19 protein-coding genes are annotated in these 20708 nt (G+C 71.8%); 12 read left to right on the top strand and 7 right to left on the bottom strand.

Annotated features, from left to right (window positions below; all coding sequences use genetic code 11):
* Positions 1-173: 173 nt before the first annotated feature.
* The 3 genes from ACZ7LT_RS07100 to ACZ7LT_RS07090 all read right to left on the bottom strand — a co-directional run bounded on the left by ACZ7LT_RS07100 (position 174) and on the right by ACZ7LT_RS07090 (position 2900).
* A complete protein-coding gene (locus ACZ7LT_RS07100) occupies positions 174-653 on the bottom strand; it encodes a DNA-binding protein (RefSeq protein ID WP_471234971.1) in 480 nt (159 codons plus the stop codon).
* Positions 654-725: 72 nt separating this feature from the next.
* On the bottom strand, positions 726-1913 hold the full coding sequence (locus ACZ7LT_RS07095) for an alpha/beta hydrolase family protein (protein WP_471234970.1): 1188 nt from the start codon (positions 1911-1913) through the stop codon (positions 726-728).
* A gap of 36 nt (positions 1914-1949) precedes the next feature.
* Positions 1950-2900: a LysR substrate-binding domain-containing protein gene (locus ACZ7LT_RS07090; protein ID WP_471234969.1), complete on the bottom strand. Its 951-nt coding sequence runs from the start codon at positions 2898-2900 to the stop codon at positions 1950-1952.
* A 75-nt stretch (positions 2901-2975) separates the two neighbouring features.
* On the opposite strand from ACZ7LT_RS07090, the gene ACZ7LT_RS07085 reads away from it, so the two are divergent.
* The 7 genes from ACZ7LT_RS07085 to ACZ7LT_RS07055 all read left to right on the top strand — a co-directional run bounded on the left by ACZ7LT_RS07085 (position 2976) and on the right by ACZ7LT_RS07055 (position 9786).
* Entirely contained in the window at positions 2976-4229 is a 1254-nt protein-coding gene (locus tag ACZ7LT_RS07085; RefSeq protein ID WP_471234968.1) for a four-carbon acid sugar kinase family protein, read from the top strand.
* Positions 4220-5272 (top strand): 4-hydroxythreonine-4-phosphate dehydrogenase PdxA, encoded by a 1053-nt coding sequence (gene pdxA / locus ACZ7LT_RS07080; RefSeq protein WP_471234967.1) that lies wholly within the window; start codon positions 4220-4222, stop codon positions 5270-5272. The genes ACZ7LT_RS07085 and pdxA overlap by 10 nt, the downstream gene beginning before the upstream one ends.
* Before the next feature lie 2 nt (positions 5273-5274).
* Positions 5275-5943: a HisA/HisF-related TIM barrel protein gene (locus ACZ7LT_RS07075; RefSeq protein WP_471234966.1), complete on the top strand. Its 669-nt coding sequence runs from the start codon at positions 5275-5277 to the stop codon at positions 5941-5943.
* A gap of 154 nt (positions 5944-6097) precedes the next feature.
* On the top strand, positions 6098-6979 hold the full coding sequence (locus ACZ7LT_RS07070; RefSeq protein WP_471234965.1) for a DMT family transporter: 882 nt from the start codon (positions 6098-6100) through the stop codon (positions 6977-6979).
* 122 nt (positions 6980-7101) lie between these two features.
* A complete protein-coding gene (gene nadE, locus ACZ7LT_RS07065) occupies positions 7102-7932 on the top strand; it encodes an ammonia-dependent NAD(+) synthetase (RefSeq protein ID WP_471234964.1) in 831 nt (276 codons plus the stop codon).
* 275 nt (positions 7933-8207) lie between these two features.
* Positions 8208-8831: a ScbR family autoregulator-binding transcription factor gene (locus ACZ7LT_RS07060; RefSeq protein ID WP_471235597.1), complete on the top strand. Its 624-nt coding sequence runs from the start codon at positions 8208-8210 to the stop codon at positions 8829-8831.
* Positions 8832-8886: 55 nt separating this feature from the next.
* Entirely contained in the window at positions 8887-9786 is a 900-nt protein-coding gene (locus ACZ7LT_RS07055) for an NAD(P)H-binding protein (RefSeq protein WP_471235596.1), read from the top strand.
* Between the two features lie 66 nt (positions 9787-9852).
* On the opposite strand, the gene ACZ7LT_RS07050 is transcribed toward ACZ7LT_RS07055, so the two are convergent.
* The 3 genes from ACZ7LT_RS07050 to ACZ7LT_RS07040 form a co-directional block, all read right to left on the bottom strand.
* Complete coding sequence (locus ACZ7LT_RS07050) at positions 9853-11643, bottom strand: S8 family serine peptidase (protein ID WP_471234963.1); 1791 nt, start codon at positions 11641-11643, stop codon at positions 9853-9855.
* A 285-nt stretch (positions 11644-11928) separates the two neighbouring features.
* Positions 11929-12180: an EF-hand domain-containing protein gene (locus tag ACZ7LT_RS07045; RefSeq protein WP_471234962.1), complete on the bottom strand. Its 252-nt coding sequence runs from the start codon at positions 12178-12180 to the stop codon at positions 11929-11931.
* A gap of 155 nt (positions 12181-12335) precedes the next feature.
* Positions 12336-12860 (bottom strand): HAD domain-containing protein, encoded by a 525-nt coding sequence (locus tag ACZ7LT_RS07040; protein ID WP_471234961.1) that lies wholly within the window; start codon positions 12858-12860, stop codon positions 12336-12338.
* 143 nt (positions 12861-13003) lie between these two features.
* On the opposite strand from ACZ7LT_RS07040, the gene ACZ7LT_RS07035 reads away from it, so the two are divergent.
* Positions 13004-14230, top strand: coding sequence for a hypothetical protein (locus ACZ7LT_RS07035; protein WP_471234960.1), 1227 nt, complete (start codon positions 13004-13006; stop codon positions 14228-14230).
* Positions 14231-14336: 106 nt separating this feature from the next.
* Complete coding sequence (locus tag ACZ7LT_RS07030) at positions 14337-15107, top strand: SDR family NAD(P)-dependent oxidoreductase (RefSeq protein WP_471234959.1); 771 nt, start codon at positions 14337-14339, stop codon at positions 15105-15107.
* A gap of 141 nt (positions 15108-15248) precedes the next feature.
* On the opposite strand, the gene ACZ7LT_RS07025 is transcribed toward ACZ7LT_RS07030, so the two are convergent.
* Complete coding sequence (locus tag ACZ7LT_RS07025) at positions 15249-15878, bottom strand: hypothetical protein (RefSeq protein WP_471234958.1); 630 nt, start codon at positions 15876-15878, stop codon at positions 15249-15251.
* A 553-nt stretch (positions 15879-16431) separates the two neighbouring features.
* Here ACZ7LT_RS07025 and ACZ7LT_RS07020 point away from each other — a divergent pair.
* The 3 genes from ACZ7LT_RS07020 (at position 16432) to ACZ7LT_RS07010 (ending at position 20667) form a co-directional block, all read left to right on the top strand.
* On the top strand, positions 16432-17214 hold the full coding sequence (locus tag ACZ7LT_RS07020) for a phytanoyl-CoA dioxygenase family protein (RefSeq protein WP_471234957.1): 783 nt from the start codon (positions 16432-16434) through the stop codon (positions 17212-17214).
* 170 nt (positions 17215-17384) lie between these two features.
* The gene (locus tag ACZ7LT_RS07015; protein ID WP_471234956.1) at positions 17385-19283 is read left to right on the top strand and encodes an NAD-dependent epimerase/dehydratase family protein; all 1899 of its coding nucleotides are present in this window, start codon (positions 17385-17387) and stop codon (positions 19281-19283) included.
* Positions 19276-20667 carry an MFS transporter gene (locus ACZ7LT_RS07010; protein WP_471234955.1) on the top strand — a complete coding sequence of 464 codons (1392 nt, stop codon included), beginning with the start codon at positions 19276-19278 and terminating at the stop codon, positions 20665-20667. The genes ACZ7LT_RS07015 and ACZ7LT_RS07010 overlap by 8 nt, the downstream gene beginning before the upstream one ends.
* Positions 20668-20708 lie beyond the last annotated feature (41 nt).

Raw genomic sequence — 20708 nt, 5'->3', positions numbered from 1 at the left:
ACCCGGTCAGGTCCGCACGGCCCTGGAGCTCTGAGAGCTCCAAGGGGCGTACGGGGACGGACGCGGGTCGCCTCGCCCGAATCGAGGCGACCCGCGCGACCGTGTCCCCGCTCAGCGCGGCCCGTACGCCGCCGCTGTCAGCCGCTCGTACGGGCACCGACAGGCCGGGACGGTCACTTCCTGCCCTGATCCGCGGGCTCGGCGGTCCGGCTCATCAGCCGTTCGTAGCGCTGCCGCGCCGCCTGTGGTGTCCCCAGGCCGAGGCCGAACGCGATCTCCGGCCACGTCATGCCGCGCCCCCGCGCCATCCGGAGCAGGCCGGCCTCCAGCTCGTCCATCTCCCCCCTGGCCCGCGGGACCAGACTGAGCGCGGCCGTGATGTCGGCCCGGTCGACCTCGGGCTCGTCCTCCTCCGTGAGTGCCGCGCCGCTGAGCAGGAACGCGACCAGCCTGACCGCCTCGTGCGGGCCGATCAGCGAGGGATGGATCTGCCTGCCGCGACGGGCGTCCGTACTCGCGTGGCGCTCGGCGATCCGGAATAGCGCCGCCATCTCCCGGTGTGCTCGCGCCTGGTCCGGATCGGGCGGCGTGAAGGGGTCGTTGCCGGCGGGATCCGAAGGGTGAGCGGCGGGCTGCTCCGGAGTGGACTGCATGGCACCAGCATGCGGGCGTACACAAAGCAGTGTCAACGATCCTGGATGAACACTTTGTTTGTATGAGTGGAATCAGGGCCGGTGGGACGTCACTTCAGGATGTTCCGCGCTCGGACCGTCAAGGAGCGGCTGCGGGAGCCCGCGCAGATGCTGGTCGAAGAAGGCGGCCACATAGGTCCGGTTGATCTCCGCCTTCCGCGAGGCCGGCAGCGGGGAGCGGGGCAGCCCGAAGTGCTCCTCGATCACCGGGCTGTCGGAGAAGGTGAAGTGGTCGGTTCCCGCAACGGTCAGCCAGCGCTTCCAGCCGCCCAGCCGCGGCCAGGTGTGGTCCCATGTCGTGTCCTTGCCGCCGGGCCGGTGGACGGCGTCGTCCGTGCCCAGCAGCATGAACGGCCGACCGCCAAGCCCCCCGGCCGGGAGCTCCTCCCAGAACGAGCCGTCCATGTTGATCCCGGCGTCGACGCGCCGGTCACCGGCCATCGCGGAAGCGGCACTCGCCCCGCCGATGGAGTGCCCCGCCATGCCGACCCGCCGCTCGTCGATCATCTTGGCGTGCCGCCACACCGGGTGACGTCCCGTCAGCCGGTCGAGGACGAACGACACGTCCTTGGCCCGCGTCGACGTCGACACACTGCCGTGCACACCACCCGTGTCGACCGCGACGCAGGCGGCGCATGTCAGCATCCGGCCGCCTGGAACGGCGATGCCGAAGGACTCGTAGGCATGGTCGAGCGACGCGACGACGTACCCCCGGCTCGCCAGGTCCTCGGCGAGGCCGGTCAGGGTGTAGCGGGAGACCCCGAAACCCGGCGAGAGCAGGATCAGGGGGTGCTTGCCCTTCGCCGGGCGTGCGTCGCGGCGGCTGTGCGTCCGCATGGCGCTCAGCTCCTCCGCCGGAACTCCCGCGTAGGGCTTGAGCCCCTGAGTGAGGAGCCTGGCCTCCTCGGTGGTGGCGTACGGGGCAGGGCCGCCGCCCGATGAGCGGGCCGCCGGATAGTGGACCGTGACCATGAGCTCCCGGCCGTCGGCGGTCGGCACCCATGGGTCCGTACGGGAACGGTCCAGAAGGTGGAGGACGGAACTGCCCACCGCGTACGGACCGGTGGGGGAGGGGAGTTGAGGACGGTCCGCTCGCGCGGCGGACGCCGTGCCGGCCGAGGCGGGGGCAGCCGTGGCCGGGTCCGCATGGGCGGTGGCGACCGGCAGGGAGAGGGTGAGGGCGAGTGCCGCGGCCGTCGCCGCGCGGATCAGTAAGGGCATGGCCGCGACGCTAGCCGCGCCGTCTCGTGTCGCGCGTCAGACTACGGTCGCGCTTTCGGGGCCCTCTTCGTACGACTTCGGGAGCACATCGGCCGCCTGGGTCCGCAGCCAGCCCAGGAGCAGCCGGACCCGTTCGTCCCGCTCGGGCGGGCGGCGGCTGAGCAGGTGGTAGCTGCTGCCGTCGGGGACGAAGCCGTACGGGGCGGCGAGCCGGCCGCGCTCGATGTCGTCGCGCACGAGCGCGTACGGGCCGATCGCCACGCCGAGGCCGGACTCGGCGGCCTGGAGCGTCAAGGAGAAGTGCTCCAGATGCTGGTGGCCCGCCCCCGCCGCGGCATCCGCGGCCAGGCCGCTCGCCCGGAACCAGTCGTCCCAGGCCCGCGGCCGGGTGCGGGTGTGCAGGAGCGTGGTCTTCGAGAGCCGGGACGGGTCGGTGAGGCGGGCGGCGAGGTCGGGGCGGCAGACCGGTCCCGTCCGTTCGGCGAAGAGGGGGGCACGGCTGATCTGTTCGGGGAACGGGAAGTCGTTGCGCCGGATCGCCACGTCGACACCGTCGTGACGGTCGCGCGCGAAGGAGACGGGACCGCCGCCCGCGGACAGGTGCACGGTGACTTCCGGCGCGTGGACGGCCAGGTCGGGCAGGCGCGGAATGAGCCAGCGCATCAGCAGGGTCGGCTCGCAGGAGAGGGTGAGCGGACCGCTGTCGGCGTCCTCGCGCCGCGCGATGCGCCGCGCCGCCGTGTCGATCCGGTCCAGCGCGTCGCGGATGACGGCCGCCAGCTCCCGCGCCTGCGGCGTCGGCCGCAGCGAACGCGCCGACCGCTCGAACAGCGCGACACCCAGGGCCCGTTCCAGATTCCGTACCTGGCGGCTGACCGCGCCATGGGTGACATGAAGCTCCTGCGCGGCCGCGCTGACGCTCGCGTGCCGGACCACCGCCTCGAACGGCAGCAGCGTGTTCGGAGGCGGAAGGTCAGGCCATGTCATGTGTGAATTCTAGTCATGCTCGTCGTGAGAAAGATTCGCTTGTCCAGGGCTTTTCGCTCCCGGAGGATGGCTCGCATGACTCATCCCGTCACGGATGCCTCCCCTCCGTCAGGGCCCGCCTCGTCCACGGTCGCGGTCCTCGCCGACGACCTCACCAGCGCGGGGGACGGCGCGGCACCGTTCCGCGCGGCCGGGCACGAGGCCCGGATCCTGCTCTGCGATCCGCCGTCCTCCAGCCCGGCGCAGGCTTTTCCGCCGCTCGGTACGGGCGTGACCGCCCTCGACCTGGGGACGCGCGTGCTCGACGCGGCCGAGGCCGCGCACCGCACCCGGGGCGCGGCCCGAGCGCTGGCGGCCGCGGATGTGCTCGTGAAGACGGTCGACTCCACCCTGCGCGGCCATCTGACCTCCGAGGTACGCGCCGCATGGGCCGGGTCCGGGCGGCGTGCGGTGATTCTCGCCCCGGCATTCCCGGCGGAGGGCCGGGTCACGGTCGGCGGGGTGCAGTTCGTACGGGGCGTGCCCGTGCACCAGAGCGAGTTCGCCCGCGACCCGGTCCACCCCGTGACCTGCTCGGACCTCTCTCGCCTGTTCCCCGATGCCGTACTCGTCGGCCCCGACCGGCTCGACCGCCTGCCCCAACTCCTCGACGAAGGCGGGCTGTTCGTGTACTCCGCCGTACGGGACGAGGAGCTGGACGCACTGGTCGCGGCGGTCACGAGGCCCGAGACCGTGCTGTGGGTGGGGTCGCCGGGGCTGGCCGGGGCGCTGGCCCGACGCCGCATCCACACGCCCGCCGCCACCCCGCCGGTCCTCACTCCCCCCCTCCGCCCGCTGGTCGTCGTCGGCAGCGCCAACCCGTCCTCCCTGCGCCAACTCGATCTGCTTCACGCCCGGTCCGGCGCGGACGGCACGACCATCACCGCCGACCCCGGCCAGGCGGTCGCCGCGCTGCGCCGCATGAGCACGCCCGTGCGCACCCTGCGCATGCCCGCCGACCGGCACGCCCCGGCAGCCGCGAGGGCTCTCGCCCGCTCGCTGGCCGACGCCGCGTGCGCGCTCGTCGAGTCGGGGGACGCCGACGCGCTCGTGGTGACCGGCGGCGAGACCGCCGTGACCGTCCTGACGGGGCTCGGTGCCGCCGGTATCCGACTCGTCGACGAACCCGAACCGGGGGTGGCCCGGGGCCTTCTGCTCGGCCCGGGCGGTACGCGTGGCCCGGACACCGTGCCCGTACTCATCAAGGCCGGCGGATTCGGGGACGACGGCACCCTGCTGCGTCTGGCCAAGATCGCCGCGCATCCGTACGGCCAAGGAGGATGCCCGTGAACACCCCTCTGGCGAACACCCCGCTGGCGATCACCATGGGCGACCCCTGCGGCATCGGCCCCGAGATCATCGTCAAGGCCTGCGCCGACCCCCGCCGCACGGAACCGGTCGTCGTGATCGGCGACCCCGGAGTCCTCGCCCGCGCCTGCCGTACCACCGGCGAACGCCTGGAGATCCGTCCGATCAGCCAACCCGGAGAGGCCGCCCACAGACCAGGGACACTGAACGTCCTCCCGGTCGCCGAGGCGGACACCGCGAACCCGGGAGGCGAACCGCTCTCCGGCCTACCATGGGGCACACTCCACGCCCGCGCCGGCGCGGCCTCCTTCTGCTACGTGCAATGTGGCATCGCACTCGCGCTGCGCGGCGAGGTCGGAGCGCTGGTCACCGCACCGGTCAACAAGGAGGCGCTGCGGCTGGCCGGAGTTCCGTACCCCGGCCACACCGAGATGCTCGCGGACCTCACCCGCACCCGCGACTACGCCATGATGATGGCCAACGACGAACTGCGAACTGTGCTGGTGACGGTCCATCAGTCGCTGCGTACCGCCATCGACGCGCTCACCACCGCGCGGGAGCTGGACGTCATCCGGCTCACCCACCGCACGCTGCGCCGCGGTGGCCTCGCCGCCCCGCGCATCGCGGTCGCCGGGCTCAATCCGCACGCGGGCGAGAACGGCCTGTTCGGCCGCGAGGACCAGGAGGTCATCGCGCCCGCGGTCGAGGCGGCCCGCGCCGAGGGCATCGACGCGAGCGGCCCCTGGCCCGCCGACACGGTCTTCATGCGGGCCAGGGCAGGCGAGTTCGACGTGGTCGTCGCCCAGTACCACGACCAGGGCCTCATTCCGGTGAAGTACCTGGGCCTGGAGCACGGCGTCAACATCACCGTCGGTCTGCCGTTCGTCCGGACCAGCGTGGACCACGGCACGGCGTTCGACCTCGCCGGCCGGGGGACGGCCGACCACACAAGCCTGCTGACGGCCCTGCGCCACGCGGCCGTCCTCACATCCCAGAACCGACCGACCGAGACGCCGAGGCACTGACCGTGGACTTCATCTTCATGCTCACCCGCGAGGACCGTACGGTCTCCGACAGCTTGCGCGTCCTCGACGCGGTACGGGACCTGGGCATCGCCCACATCGGCTTCAAGGACGTCGGGGCGGATGCGGACACCCTGCGCCTGCTCCACGAGCGCATCAAGGAGATGGGGGCGACCTCCTACCTGGAGGTGGTGAGCACCGACCGCGACCAGGCCCTCGCCTCCGTACGGACCGCCGTCGCCCTGGGCGTCGACCAGCTGATGGGCGGCACCTGGATCGACGAGACCGTCGCCCTGCTGCGCGGCACCCCGATCGGCTATCTGCCCTTCGCCGGCCGCCCCGAGGGCCACCCGACCCGCCTGGCCGGCGGCCCCGAACGGATCGCCGCCGACTGCCGGCGTGCCGAGGAGGCCGGCTGCGCGGGCGTCGACCTCCTCGCCTACCGCGCCACCGAGGCCGAGCCCCTGGAGCTGGTGCGCGCGGCGCGCGCGGCGACGACCGGCCGTCTCGTCGTCGCCGGCTCGATCACCACGACGGAGCAGATCCGCGCCCTCGCCGCGGCCGGCGCCGACGCCTTCACCATCGGCTCCGCGGCCTTCGACGGTCGCCTCGTCCCGCACGCCGGAACCCTCGCCGCACAGCTCGCCCCGGTGGTCGAGGCGGCGGCAGCGTGATCCGTATGGCACGGCCCCATGTGACACGTGACCCGACGCAGCACCCGGTGACACGCCGCCACGTGACGCGGCGGCGTGTGACGTGTCACCACTGGGCCGTGCAGGCGGGCGTGTTGGCCGGGAGGCCGCGTCGGCCCGTGCCTACAGTGACGCCGTGCCCCGCGCTCCTCACCCCGCAGCCGCCGCCTTCGTCGCCTGCTCCCTGTTCGCCGGGGGGAACGCCGTCGGCGTCCGATTCAGCAACCGCGAGCTGGATCCCCTGTGGGGCGCCGCCGTACGGTTCGGGGCCTCCGCGCTCCTCCTGCTGGCGATCATGGCCGCGCTGCGGCTCCGCCTGCCGCGCGGCCGGGCGCTGGGTGGCGCGGTGCTCTTCGGCACCCTCAACTTCGGGGTCACCTTCGCGCTCGCCTACTACGCGCTCGTACGGATCCACGCCGGCCTGGGCCAGACCCTCCTGGCGCTGGTGCCGCTCGTGGCGCTGCTGCTCGCGGTGGCGCAAGGGCAGGAACGCTTTCGCGCCACCGCGCTCGCGGGCACCGTCTTCGCCGTCGCCGGGGTCGCCCTCGCCTCCCGCGCGTCCCTGGAGGAGTCGGTCCCGGTGCTCTCGCTGCTGGCCATGGTCGGCGCCGTCTTCTCCTTCGCCCAGGCCACCGTCCTCGTGAAGCGGCTGCCCCCGCTCCACCCCGTCACCATGAACGCCGTCGGCATGACCGCCGCCGCGGCGCTCCTGTTCGCGGGCTCCGCCCTGGTGGGCGACGCGTGGCGGCTGCCCGACCGCGCCACGACCTGGTGGGCGCTGGTCTATCTGGTGGTGGCCGGCTCGGTCCTCACCTTCGTCCTCTTTCTCCAGGTGGTGGAGCGGTGGGGCGCGTCCCGGGCCGCCTATGTGTTCGTGATCATCCCCGTCGTCACGATCGTGCTCTCGGCCTGGCTGGATGACGAACCCCTGACCCTGGGTCTGCTGCTCGGCGCTCCACTGATCCTTCTCGGGGTGTACCTCGGGGCGCTGAGACCGGCCCGGCAGCGCGGCACCTGACCGCGCCCGGGCGCCGACGGCGGCCATGTGGCGGGGGTGCCGTACGAGGCGGCTACGGCGGCCGCATAGAGTCGCCGGGAAGTACGTCCTCCCACGACCGTCGACGACGAGGAGCAGCAGCCGTGACCGAGCCGGCGTCCACCGCCCTGCAGCAGGAGATCGCCCGGGATCTCGAGGTGTCCGAGACCTTCGACGCGGCGGCGGAGATCGAGCGCAGGGTCGCGTTCCTCACCGAGCGTCTGACGTCCACGGGGATGCGTTCCCTGGTCCTCGGCATCAGCGGCGGCGTGGACTCCACGACCGCCGGGCGGCTGTGCCAGCTCGCGGTGGAGCGGGCCCGGGCCGCCGGGCACGATGTGACGTTCTACGCGATGCGACTGCCCTACGGCGTGCAGGCGGACGAGAAGGACGCCCAGCTCGCCCTCGGCTTCATCCAGGCCGACCAGGTCCTGACCGTCGACATCAAGCCGGCCAGTGACGCCGCCCTGGAGGCCTGCGCCGCGTCCGGTGTGACCTTCCGGGACGCCCACCACCAGGACTTCGTGCACGGCAACATCAAGGCCCGGCAGCGGATGATCGCGCAGTACGCGGTCGCCGGCGCGCACGACGGCCTGGTCGTCGGCACGGACCACGCCGCCGAGGCCGTCTCCGGTTTCTTCACCAAGTTCGGTGACGGCGCCGCCGACCTCGTACCGCTGACGGGCCTGACCAAGCGCCGGGTGCGCGCCGTCGCGGAGGCGCTGGGCGCCCCGGCCGAGCTGGTCTGGAAGACCCCGACCGCCGACCTGGAGACCCTCGACCCGGGCAAGCCCGACGAGGACGCGCTCGGTGTGACGTACGACGACATCGACGACTTCCTCGAGGGCAAGCCGGTCGGCGAGCCGGCCTTCGCCTCGATCGTGCGCCGTTACCGCCTGACCGAGCACAAGCGGCAGCTGCCCGTCGCTCCCTGAGTCCCCCGCGCGCGGCGACCGCGCGCCACCGCCTCCGCTCGTGCCCACCGGTGTTGTCCACCGGTGGGCACGAGCGGTTTTGGGACGTTGTCGCAGCAGGGAATACCCCGGGGTGGGCGCCGGGGTGGTGTGGTGGTCAACTGGCTGCATAAAATAGAGAGTGTTCTTTATCTTTGATGAGGGGGTGGGTGAGCTCGACGCTGGGGCTGGTCCAGGGGGTGTTGGGGGGTGCGGTTATTGGTGTTCGTGTGGCTGTAGTGAGCGTGGAGGTAGAGATGGCGCGGGCGACGCAGGAGCGCGCTGTGCGGACCCGGGAGGCGATTCTCCAGGCGGCCGCAGAGGTGTTGGACGAGAACGGCTTCGCGGGCGCGAGCATTACGAAGATCGCGGAGCGGGCCGGTTCGACGACAGGCGCGTTGTATTTCCATTTCAAGTCGAAGGAAGGAATCGCGCTCGCCGTGATGCGGGCGCAGCCGGACACGATCGTCCCGCGACTCTCCTCGGTGGGTCTGCAGCGGCTGGTGGACATCACGCTGGTGTGGTGCTGGCGGTTGCAGCGTGACCCCTTGCTGCGGGCGGGTGTGCGGTTGTCGGTGGAGCAGGGGGCGTTCGGCCTGCAGGACGACACGTCGTTCCGCGAGTGGGCCGGAATCATGGAGGAGTGCCTGGCGGAGGCCCGGGCCGAGGGCGATCTGCTCGACTCGGTCGATGCCGCCGAGGTCGCCGAGTTCGTCGTCGGCGCCTGTACGGGAACGCAGCTGCATTCGCAGCTGATGTCGGGCCGATCGGATCTGCCGGAGCGCGTGCTGCGGATGTGGCGCTTTCTGCTGCCCGGCATCGCGACGCCGGAGGCGGTGTCGCGGATCAAGCTGGACCTGGAGCGGGGAAGGGTGGGATGACGGGGTGCTGAGCCGGTTATCGCGAGGGCACGAGGCACGTACGGGCGTCGTCGGCATGGGCGGGTGCGGGGAGCCGGCGGGTTTGGGGCTCGGCGGCGGCGCGCGGCTGCGCATCGTGGTCGCCGGAGCCAGCGGGACGGTGGGGTCGCGGGTGGTGCGCATGCTCGTACGCGGACATGCCGTACGCGCACTGACGAGGGATCCCGCCCGCGCCGCCCGGGCGGGGCTGGCCGGGCGGATCGTGGGCGCGGACCACCACGACGGCCCCGGTCTGGTGCGGGCGTGTGCGGGCGCCGACGCCCTGCTCCTGATCACCGGGGATCCCATGCGCCCCGACCTGGACGAGTGTCTCCTCGTGGCGGCGCGCCGGGCGGGGGTCCGGCGCGTGGTGAAACTCTCCGCGCTGGCGGTGAGCGACCCGCAGGCACGCGACCTGATGACCTGTCGGCAGCGCGAGAGCGAGGAGCTCGTGCGGTCCTCCGGGCTGGAATGGACGCTGCTGCGACCGCGTGCGTTCATGTCGAACGCGCTGGGCTGGGCCGCGGCCGTGCGCGAATCGGGAGTCGTACGCGCGCTGCACGGAGACTCGCGCAACGCGTGCGTGGACCCGGAGGAGGTGGCGGCGGCCGCGGTCCGCGTCCTGACGACACCCGGGCACGCATCCCGTGCGTACGGGCTGACCGGCCCGGAGGCGGTGTCCGCCCGGGAGCAGACGGAGCAGCTCGGGCGGGCGCTGGGGCGGCCGCTCGACTTCGTGGAACTGACCCGCCGTGAAGCGGTCGAGACATGGCGCGAGCGGTATCCCGAACCGATGGTGACCGCGCTTCTCGAGAGCGCCGAGCGGCAGCGGGAAGGCGCGAAACTCGCGGTCACCAGCGGGGTGGCGGACCTCACCGGGCGCGCCCCGGGCCCCTTCTGGACGTGGGCGGCGCGCCACACGCACCACTTCCGCTGACCCGACGCAGGTCCGGTCCGGCCCCTACGGGAGGGACCGGACCGGACGTGTGGACCAGCCTGCGGACTAGAAGGTGAGGTTCCAGGCGTCGATCCTGCCGGTGTCCTGGGACGCGACGTCACCGACGCGCAGCTTCCACGTACCGTTCGCCACCTCCGCGGAGGCGTTGACCGTGTACACCTTGGCCACGTTGTCCGTACCGTCGTTGTTGGCGAAGTCCTCCAGCAGGTACACCGTGCCGTCGGGGGCGACCAGAGAGACGACCAGGTCACCGCGGTAGGTGTGCTTGATGTCCACACCGACCTTGAGGGTGGCCGGCGCGTTTCCGCTCACGCCCGAGACCGTCAGGGGGCTCTCGACCGTGGCGTTGTCCGCGATCGCGACGTCCGTCGTGGTCTCGAAGTACGGCCCGGTGGGCGGCGTGGTGGTGCCGCCGACCGCCTTCAGGGCGTCGGTCTGACCCTCACCGAAGAAGCCGTTCTTGGCGGTCGTCCCGGTGCACCGGCTGTCCGACGGGCAGGCGGTGTCGGTGGCCTGGACGCCGAGCTTGGTGCGGATGTCGGCCGGGGTGTACGTCGGGTTGACGCTCGCCATCAGCGCGGCGACACCCGCGACGTGCGGGGACGCCATCGACGTACCGTTGCTGTTGCCGTACTTCCCGCCCGGCAGCGTGGAGTAGACGCCGCTCGCGCCGTCGCCGCCCGGGGCCGCGATGTCGATGACGCCGTTGCCGTAGTTGGAGTACGAGGCCTTGACGTTGCCCTTGCCCGTCGCGGCCACGGTCACGACACCCGGCAGCTCGGTCGGGATGTCGAGGCAGGCGTTGGTGATGGTGCGGGTGACCGGCGTGGAGTCGTTGGGGCTCTCCGTGTCGGTCGTCTTGTTCGCCAGGTCGAGGTTGGAGTTGCCGGCCGCGGCGATCTGCAGGGAGCCCCGGCTCTCCGCGTACTCCTGGGCACGCTTGACGCCCTCGATGATGGCGGCCTGGTCGACGTTGTCCGGGCAGTTGAACTGCCACGGGTCCGTGTAATAGCTGTTGTTGGTGACCTTGAAGCCGTGGTCACCGGCCCACATGAAGCCGCAGATGGTGTTCTCCGCGAAGAACAGGCTGCTGCCCGGCTCGGCGATACGCACCGAGGAGATCTTCACGCCGGGGGCGACACCGACGACGCCCTTGCCGTTCTTGGCGGCCGCGATCGTGCCCGCGACATGCGTCCCGTGCGTACCGACGTCACGCCAGGAGCCGACGCGGGTGTCCGCCTTGCCGTACGCGCACGAGGCGGAGTCGGCGGCGTTGAAGTTCGGGGCGATGTCCTGGTGCTGGTCGTCCACGCCGGTGTCGAGCACACCGACCTTCACCGACGCCGAGCCGGTGGTCACGCCCCATGCCTGGTCGGCCTTGATCTGGGTCATGTCCCAGCGGGTCAGGCTCTCGGTCAGCGTCGTCGGCGCCTGGGCCGGGTTCGCCGGCAGCGCCGGGTTGTACGCGTCGGCCGGAACGTCCGACGTACGCGTGGCACCGACCTGCTGGACCCCGGAGACCGTGCGCATGGCGGCGGCGAAACCGGTCGAGGTGGAGTGCGCGACGATCACGCCGATCGCGTCATACGAGGCGAAGACCGAACCGCCCTTGGTGGTGACGGCCGCGCGTACGGCGGAGGTGTCACCCGGCGTCGTGATGACGAGGTAGGCGCGGGTCCCGGCGGCCCAGGCCGCGGCTGTCTGCGGCGCGGTCGTCGTGGCGGTCGAGACGGTCGCGGCGGTCGCCGTGGCCGGGGTCACGAAGGCGAGGGTGGCGCCGATCGCGAGGGCGGCGGCCGCGGGGGCCCGGAACCGGGTGCGTATGTGACGTATCAATGCGTCCTCCGAGTCCCGGCATGCCGGTGGGCCGCCGGGCCGAGTGTGTAGGGGGCGAACGCAAGATGTCAGACACGTCGACTGCGGAGGAAGAGGGGAATCCCTTGCCTCGCCGCCGCCCCACCCTGGCAGCGGGCGGACGGCGGGATTCCCCTTGTCGGAAGGGGCTTCCGCGCGGGTGAGGGGGAGTTGAGCGGGCGCGCGGGCGGCACGGAAGGCGGCCCCCGCAGGGGGGCCGCTTCAGGGGAAGGAGGGGGCCGGAGGCCAGGTGGTGGGGGAGCGGGACTACCAGCCGAAACGCCGGTCGACGACCGCGGCGAACTCCTCGAACGTCAGCACCTCGTCGCCGTTCGCGTCAGCCGCGTCGAACAGCGCGGAGGAGCCCTCGACGTCCGAGACACCCCAGAACGGCAGGTCGCCCTGGGCGGCGAGGGTGGGACCCTTCGTCCGGAGCGCGTTGATCACCTCGGAGCGGGTCAGCGTGCCGTCCTTGTTGAGGTCCAGCGCGTCGAACAGCTTCCGGGCCTTGGCACTCATCACGTGTCGTTCCTTCCCGCGACGGTCGACGGTGGCTGTGATTGGCCGGATCGGCCGTCGCCCTCGCGCTTACACCGTGTAACGGCACGGGCCCGGCTTCGGTTCCCGAGCCCGTACTGCTCGTCGATCCGTAACAGTCCGTAGCACCTCTGCGGCTACATGCCGCGCAGCCACGCGGCGAGCGCGTCGAAATCCGCGTCCGTGAGGCCCTGGCGCGGATCGACGCGGTACAGCAGGGCCTGTCCTCGGTGGTGACGGGCCACCCAGCGCCGGTCGGCGTCCGTGATCTCGTCGTCGACCCAGACGAACGGCCGCCCGCCCGCCCGCTCGACCAGGGCGCGCGTCTTCCAGTGAACCCGATGGTGCGCAGCGCCCCGGTCCTGGCCGGACTCCTCAGGCCAGTCCACCACGGGCAGCTCCGGCAGACCCAGCCAGGGGGAGACGCGGTCGTTCGCATCGCCCATCCACGTCGTGGCCCACATCAGCTCGCACGGAAGGGCCTTGAGCCGGGCTCCGTAGGCGGGGTTGATCCGGGACAGCAGCGGGTGCGCGTCGGCGTCGCCCGCGCTCGACCGGTAGGTGGGGTACCCGCCAGGACGCTCCTGCGATGTGGCCCCGAAGGGAATGAGGGGGCCGTCGACGTCGAGGAAGAGGAAGGGGCGCTCTGCGGATCGGGTCACGGCCGCACGATACCGAGCGGGCCGACACCTGCCCGGGCCCGTCTCCTCAGTGCCCGGCATCTCACGTGATTCACCTCTCACCTGTCAACCCATCAGCCCCTTCTGTGCGTATGGCCAGTGAACCCGCACTACGAGGAGCCCCGTTGCACCAGACTCTGAGCGAGACCGCCCGGCCGCCGAAAGCCGCACCCGCGCCCCCGCGGGGAGGCGCTCCGGCCGTCCTTGCGGCCGGTCCGCGGTGGCGGCGGCCGGGATGGACGCGTGCGGCGGGGGTCGCCCTGGGGGCGTACGCAGGCGCCGCGGCGCTGCATCTGTTCGCCCTCGTCCTGCTGGACAAGCCGGGCGGCCCGGGCATCATGGGCCGTCTGGTCGCCTGGGACGGCGGGCTCTACGTCTCGATCGCGGAGGACGGCTACCCGAAGGGCTTCACCTACGGCCCGGACGGCGAACTGACTGGCAACACCCTCGCGTTCTTCCCCCTCTACCCCCTCCTCGTACGAGCCGTCGCGGCGACGACGGGCCTGGAGGCCGCGACCGCGGCCGTCGTGACCGCTCATCTGTGCTGCGCCGCGGCGCTGTTCGCCGTGCTCCAGCTCATGACCCGTCTCTACGGCTCCCGTACGGCCACGATCACCGTCATACTCCTGGCGGGCGCGCAGCCCATGGCCGTGGTCTTCTTCATGGGCTACAGCGAGGCGCTCTTCCTCGCCCTGGCCGCCGCGACGCTGCTCGCCGCCCACCGCCAAGCGTGGAAGACCGCCGGCCTGTCGGCCCTCCTGGCCGGCCTGACCCGCCCCGCGGCCCTCGCGGTCGTGCTCGCCGTGGCCGTCGCGGCCGTGCTCCACATGAAGCGCGAGGCACGCCCGACCGCGCGGCCGCTCATCGCCGTCGCACTGGCCTGCCTCGGCACACCCGCCTACCTCCTGTGGGTCGGCAACCGGCTCGGCCAACTCGACGGTTGGTTCGTCGTCCAGGAAGCCGGATGGGGAACGGCGTGGGACAACGGCGCGGCCACCGTCGAGTTCCTCGCCGCCGCGGTGAGCGAAGAGGGCGGGTGGGTCCCCGTCAGTACGGCGCTTCTGTTGCTCGCCTTGACCGTGGCGGCGGCCATGACCTGGCAGCGGCAGCAGGCGACGTGGCCGCCGCTGCTCGTATACGGCACGACGATGCTGGTGCTCACGCTCGGCCAGAGCAACTTCTACCACTCCAAGCTCCGCCTGCTCATCCCCGCGCTCCTCTTCCTCATCCCGACCGCCCGCGCCCTCGCGACGGCGAGTCGGCGCACCGCGATCACGGTCCTCACCGGGGCGACGCTGTTCGGATGCTGGTACGGGGCGCACATGGTGACGGTGTGGCAGTACGCAATCTAGGCCGTCATCACGTCCGCCGGGGCAGGGTGCTGCTCGTCCGGCCGTCGAGGCGTAATCGGCGAGTAACTGGCGTGTCGGGAGCGGGCGTTGAGGGTTGAATGGGTCCATGACAAAGGTGGGGTTGCTTGAGGGCAAGGTCGTGATGGTGACCGGTGCGTCCAGCGGGATCGGTGCCGCCGCGGCGCTGTTGTTCGCGCGGGAGGGCGCGGCGGTGGTGCTCGTGGCGCGGCGTGAGGACCGTTTGCGGGTGTTGGAGAAGGAGATCGTGGGGGAGGGCGGGCGCTGTGCCGTCGCCACGGGTGATGTGACCGTGATGACCGATGTCGAGCGGGCGGTGAACACCGCGGTGGGTACGTTCGGCAGGCTGGACGGGGCCTTCAACAATGCGGGGTGGGCGGTTGCCGGATCGTTGCTGCATGAGACCGGGGAGGACGTACACCAGCAGATCATGGATGTGAACGTGCAGGGCGTCTGGAACTGCATGCGGGCCCAGATGCCGGCCATGCTGGACTCGGGCGCGGGCGGAGCAGTGGTGAACACCTCCAGCGTGGCGGGGATGCTGGCGACCGGCGCGTCGTCCTCGTACGTCGCGGCGAAGCACGCCGTGGTGGGGCTGACGCGATCGGCGGCGGCCGAGTACGGAGAGCGCGGCATCCGCGTCAACGCGCTGATCGTGGGCTCGACGCGGACCGAGCTGATGGAGGAAGTGCTGGAGCGGACGCCGGAGTTGGAGGCCGCGTTCACCTCCCGCGCCATTCAGAAGCGGATGGCCGAGCCCCGCGAGGTCGCGGAGGCGGCGGCGTGGCTGTGCAGTGACCGGGCGTCGTTCGTGACGGGCACGGCGCTGGCCGTCGACGGCGGCTGGACGGCGGTCTGACGCCGGCCGACTGCAACCGGCGGTCTGACACCGGCCGTCTGACCCCGGCCGGCTGAATCGAGGCCGCTTCCCCTGCCCGTACGGTCGCGTCGCCTCACGGCCCACGCGACCGTACGGGCCGACACACCCGCCCCGCCTCGCTCAGCGCGGCTCGAACCAGTCGGTCATCGCGCGTACTTCGGGGGACGGTTCGCCGTCGGGAGCGGTCCAGTCGCCCGGGCCCTGCTTGTGTTCCCACTCCAGATGCAGGGCGTTCACCGAGTCGACGAGGTCCGTGGCCAGCCGGGCCGCCTCGTAGAGGTCCTGGTCGGGGGTCTGGGAGCTGGCGGCCACGATCTGGCCGCGTACGTGCGCGGAGTGGCCGTAACGGAACCCGCCCGTACCGAGAAGGTGCGGGTCGGTATGGACGGCCTCGCCGTTGTTGCGGCCGAGGCGGCGGTGCGCGCCGGCCTTGGCGGCCGCGTTCGGGAGGAAGTCGGGGCCCCGGTCGCCGATGGCGACGACGCCGAGGACCGCGTCCTCGTTGGGGGTCCAGGGGCCCACCGTGGCGTCCAGCAGGACGAACCCCATCGCCGGGCGGGGGTAGGTGCCGCGCGGGGCGTGCTCCTCGGCGGTGGTGTGGTTCCGCCAGACGCTCGCGGCCCGACGCAGCCCCACCTCCAGTAGCAGGGCGTCGAGTTGCGCGTCGTCGAGCAGGTACGCGTAAGGGTTCCGGCGGTGTGCCACCTGGACCTTCAGGCCTTCGGGCGAGACGGTTCCGACGCCTGTCATGCCGGCCTCCGAGACGTGATGAGGGGTGCGGGAGGCCATCGTGCGATCACGGAGCGGGAAAGATCATCTGTGATCGGGGTCACGTTTGGGGTCGGTCCTGGGGTGGCGCCGGTGACGACCGGGCGAAAGATCGCTGGTAGGGCGGTGTCGTCACGCCGAGTGGCTCATTTTAACACGAACCTTTCATTAATTCTGGCACGGAAAAAGGCGGCCGAAAATCGCCGCTGGGCGATCTGGATTCGGCCAAACCGTGGAATGGGCGGGCGCTCGGTGAATTCGATGCCATCCGGCTCGCCCAACCGGTCTGGACCAATCCCTTGACCGGTCTTGAAGTCGTCCCATAGGTTGCCGATGCAACAAAGCCGGTGTGGCCGGCAGCTAACCGTAGTCGACGGATGCGCATAGGCATCCGGACGGCCTGACGGGACTTTGGGGTGCCCTGTGCGAATTCCCCCGGGCCCGGTATGCAGAACTGCGCAGGATTCCCAGCCCAGGCAGCTGGCTTCGATGTGTAAATTCCGACGGCAGCGACTGAATGAAAGGTTCCATCGTCATGACGGTGAACGCCGGTCTCGCGCGGACTCAGGCATTCCAGCAGGACGGGTTCGCTTCGACCGGAGCACTCCTCTCCCCGGAAGAGGTCCAGACCTATCGTGAGATCTACGACCGGCTCCTCAGCGGCGAGATAGCCAGCGGGGACAAGCGGTCCGACCTCGGTTCCCATGTGCCGCGCCGGGAGGGTGTCCGCGAGAACATCACCCAGATCATGTGGCCCTCGGCGCTCTACGCTCCTCTTCGCGACCTCCCGCTGCACTCCCGTGCGCTGGCCGTGGCACGTGAGCTGATCGGCGACGACGCCATGCTCGACTTCGACATGATGATCCACAAGGCTCCCCGCACCGGGGTGCCGACCCCCTGGCACCAGGACGCCGCCTACTGGGTCGACCTGCCCGACACCCGCGCCGTCTCGATCTGGGTGGCCCTGGACGAGGCGACCGTGGACAACGGCTGCATGTGGTACATCCGCGGCTCCCACCGAGAGCCGCTGCGTCCCCACCGACCCACCGGCGACGGCCGCAACATCGAGACCGACTGCTCCGAGGTCGAGCCCGGTGCCACCGCGGTACCCCTCTCCCCGGGCGAAGCGGTCGCCCATGCCGGCCAGACCCTGCATTACTCCCGGGGTAATACGACGGACCGCAGCCGACGCGCCTACATTCTCAATTACCGGCCCGCCGAGATGATCCGGCTGGAACGGGAACAGGGCATGGACCACGGCCTTGAGAAGAACGAGCGGAAAGTGCGCAACAAAGGCGCTGAAGAATCCGCCGCCTGATCGTCCCTGAGCGTGCCTGGGTGCGGCCGAGTGGATGACAATCCCCGATCCGCCCTTCCGAGCCTTCATGCCCGGGCACCTTTACCTTTCACTCTGCGAGGTACCGCACGATGAATTCTCATAACCCTACGGCCATCACCCCGGCCACGGTCCGGTTGAGCGGTGCGGTGATGACCCATCCGAAACGCATCACCACCGCCCAGCTCCTGGCCGAAACCGATACGGCCGGTCGCATCCGGGTCGTGACCGACCCCGAACCCGACGGCCCGCCGACCGCCCTGCGCTCCGCCGCACTCGCCTGGGCGTGCGTGGACCCCGCCGCCACCCACCACCTGGTCCTCCAGGACGACGTCGTCCTGGCCGAAGGTTTCTACGCCTACGCCGAGCAGATCGCGGCAGCCGTTCCCCATGAAGCCGTCGCCTTCTATGCGGGCTGGGAAGGCCGCACCGGCGCGACCGTGCGCCTGGCGGCGCTCGCCGGGGAGCAGTGGACGTACGCCGTCGAGGAACACGCCCCCTGCCTGGCGCTGATGCTCCCCGCCGACGTGGCCCGCGGCTACCGCGCCTTCGCGGCCGAGCACGGCGTCGGATGGCCGTACGACGTGGTGATGCAGCGCTATTTGAACGCGCTCAGGGTGCCGATCCGGGTGTCCGTGCCCAGCACCGTGGACCACAGCGAAGTGCCCAGCATCGCCGGCAACAGCACCCACGGCTGGCGGCAGGCCGCCCTCTTCACCGACCGGGCCACCCTCCCCACCACTTACGACTGCGCGCAGTTCGCGGTCGTCCCCTTCTACCAGTACGGCGACGCCCGGACGGCGATCCGCGACGGCGAGGACGCCGCCTGGGAGTACGTCGAGACCGAGCGGTACCTGCGACGCCTCGGGCTGGCCGACCGGTCCGAGGCCGCCTTCGCCGCGGCCGGCCCCTCCCCGCTGCCGGAGCACATCGCCCGGCCGGTGTGGGAGACAGGGTTCGCGATGGGGGTGGTCGTGGCCGCCGCCACCGCATCACCGGTGCGGGACGTCACCCGCGCCGTCATGGACTCGCTCGGCCCCGGCGGACTGTGCGAGGACTACACCGCCGAGGAACTGGCCGATCTGATCCCGCCCGTACGGGAACTGGCCCTGGCCGCGTACGAGCAGGGGCGGGCCGCCCACGCGGCAGACCGGCCGAGCACGGAGAGCGGCAAAGGCCGGGTCACCGTCGTCGGCGGAGAGGACGGCTCTGGGCGCCAACTGGCCGGACTCCTACGAGACGTGGGGTACGAGGCCCGCCATGCGCCGGAGGTGACCGCTGCCGAGGACCTCGACGGCGCCATGTACCTCGTCCACCTGGGTTCCCCCGCCACAGGAGAGGGCACGCTCTCCCAGGTGCTGTCGGCCGCGGAGAAGGTGCGGGTCGAGCGGCTGCTCCACGTGAGCTCCGCCGCGGTCTACCGAGGCAGCGACGAGGAGGTCGTCACGGAGACGTCGGTGACCGGGCCGCCGAGCGACCCGCAGGCCCTGGAGTGGTGGCGCCAGGAGGAACAGGCCCGGCGCTGGGGCGAGGACAGCGGCATCGCCGTGCAGGTGTTGCGGCCTGCCGAGCCCGTGGGGCCCGGCATCCACCCGCAGGGCACGGCCGCCCGCTGGATGCACCTCGCCTGGACGCGGCGCTCCCTGCCGCTGGACCGTGGCCGCCGCCACCAGGTGGTGGACCACCGGGACGTGGCCGGAGCGATCGACGCGGTCCTGTCCGCGCCGCCCCGCGAGCGGGTGTTCAACATCGCGTCGGAGGCGTACGGCGAGGAGGAACTCGCCGAGCTGGTCGCCGTGATCGCGCGCCGCACCGCCTGGGAGGACGTGGCCGAGCCCGGCGTACGGCAGGGTGTCATGGCGACCGGCCTGATCGAGCGCGAGCTGTCGTGGCGGCCGTCGGCACCGCTGCGGGAGGGGCTGCGGGCCCTGGCGCAGTGGCTCGCCTGCGACACCCATGACGCCATCACCGGCCTTCCGCAGCTGGGCGCCGACGCCCGTCCCGGCAGCGGCCGGACGGTCGGCGCGGCGCCCTCGGGCTGCAATGTCTGACCAGGCGCCGACCCGGCCCGAAGCCGCCAAGGAGGGCCTGTTCTCACGTGAGTTCGGGGCGGCCACGGCCTGCTTCGCCGCGGTCATGTTCCTCACCGGTTTCGCGGCGCTGGCCGTGGTACCCACCCTCCCGACGGCCGCCCGCGACCTCGACGGGGTATCGCTGTTCCCGCTGGTCGCGGGCTGCTTCGTCGCGGCGAGCCTGCTCGGCGGGGTCCTCGGCGGCCACTGGGCGGACCGCTCAGGTGCCCGAGGCCCGCTCGCCGCCGGAATGGCGCTGACCGTGGTCACGCTGCTGGTCGCGGCCACCAGCACCTCCATATGGCAGCTCGCGGCCGGACGTTTCCTGGACGGTCTGGCGGCCGGGATGGTCGCGGTCGCCATCAACACCGCCATCGGCCAGGCCTACCCGGAACGCCTGCGCCCCCGGGTCCTGGCCTTGATGAGCACATGCTGGATCATCCCGTCCCTGGCGGGGCCCCCGCTGGCCGGGCTGGTCTCCGAATGGTGGTCCTGGCGGGCGGTGTTCTACGGCCTGGCCGTCCTGACCGTCCTTCCCGCGCTCGTCCTGGTCGTCGTCCTGCGGCGCCCCTCCTGGCCGGGCGCCGCTGCGCCGCCCGCCGACGACCAGCCGCCCCGACCGGCCCTGCTGATCGCGACGGTCGTGAGCGTGGGTGCGGCGCTCGGACAGTACGGGGTGTCCGGCTGGGACGTACGCCATCTGCTGTTCGTCGTCGCGGGCCTCGGCCTGCTGGTGGTCTTCGCCCCCCGGCTGCTGCCCGTCGGCACCTGGCGGGCCGCCCGCGGCCTGCCGACCACGGTGCTGCTGCGCGGCCTCGCCTCCGGCACGTACTTCACGGTCGAGGCGTTCGTCCCGCTGATGCTGATCACCGAACGGGACACTCCCGCCGTCGTCATCGGTCTGGCGTTCACCGGCGCCGCCGTGGTGTGGGCGGGCGCCTCCTGGGTGCAGGGGCGGCTGCTGCAGAACATGCCCCGGCACCGGCTGGTCGCCATCGGCGCGGTGGTGATGGCGGCAGCGGTCGCCCTCGCCGTCGCCGGGACCTTCCCCGAAATGCCGGCGCTGACCGCCGCATCGGCCATGCTCGTCGCCGCCGTCGGCATGGGCATGCTGGACCCCTCCCTCACCGTGCTGTCGCTCTCGCACAGCCCGCCCGGCCGGCAGGGCTACGCCAGCAGCGCGATGCAGACCAACCAGAACCTCGGCCAGATCACCGTCATGGCCGTCTCCTCCGCCGTGCTCAACACCTGCCTGGCGTTCGGCACGTCCGAACTGGCCGGCTACGGCGCCGCCTTCGGTCTGCTGCTCGTACCGAGCCTGCTGGTGGCCCTGCTCGCCGGGCGCGCCGGCCGCGGCGCCTGAGCGCTCCCGCGGACGTACGCGTACGCACGGCTGCTCAGTAC

This window comes from Streptomyces sp. NPDC039465 (assembly GCF_055639315.1).
This window is presented reverse-complemented; position numbering and strand designations above follow the sequence as displayed.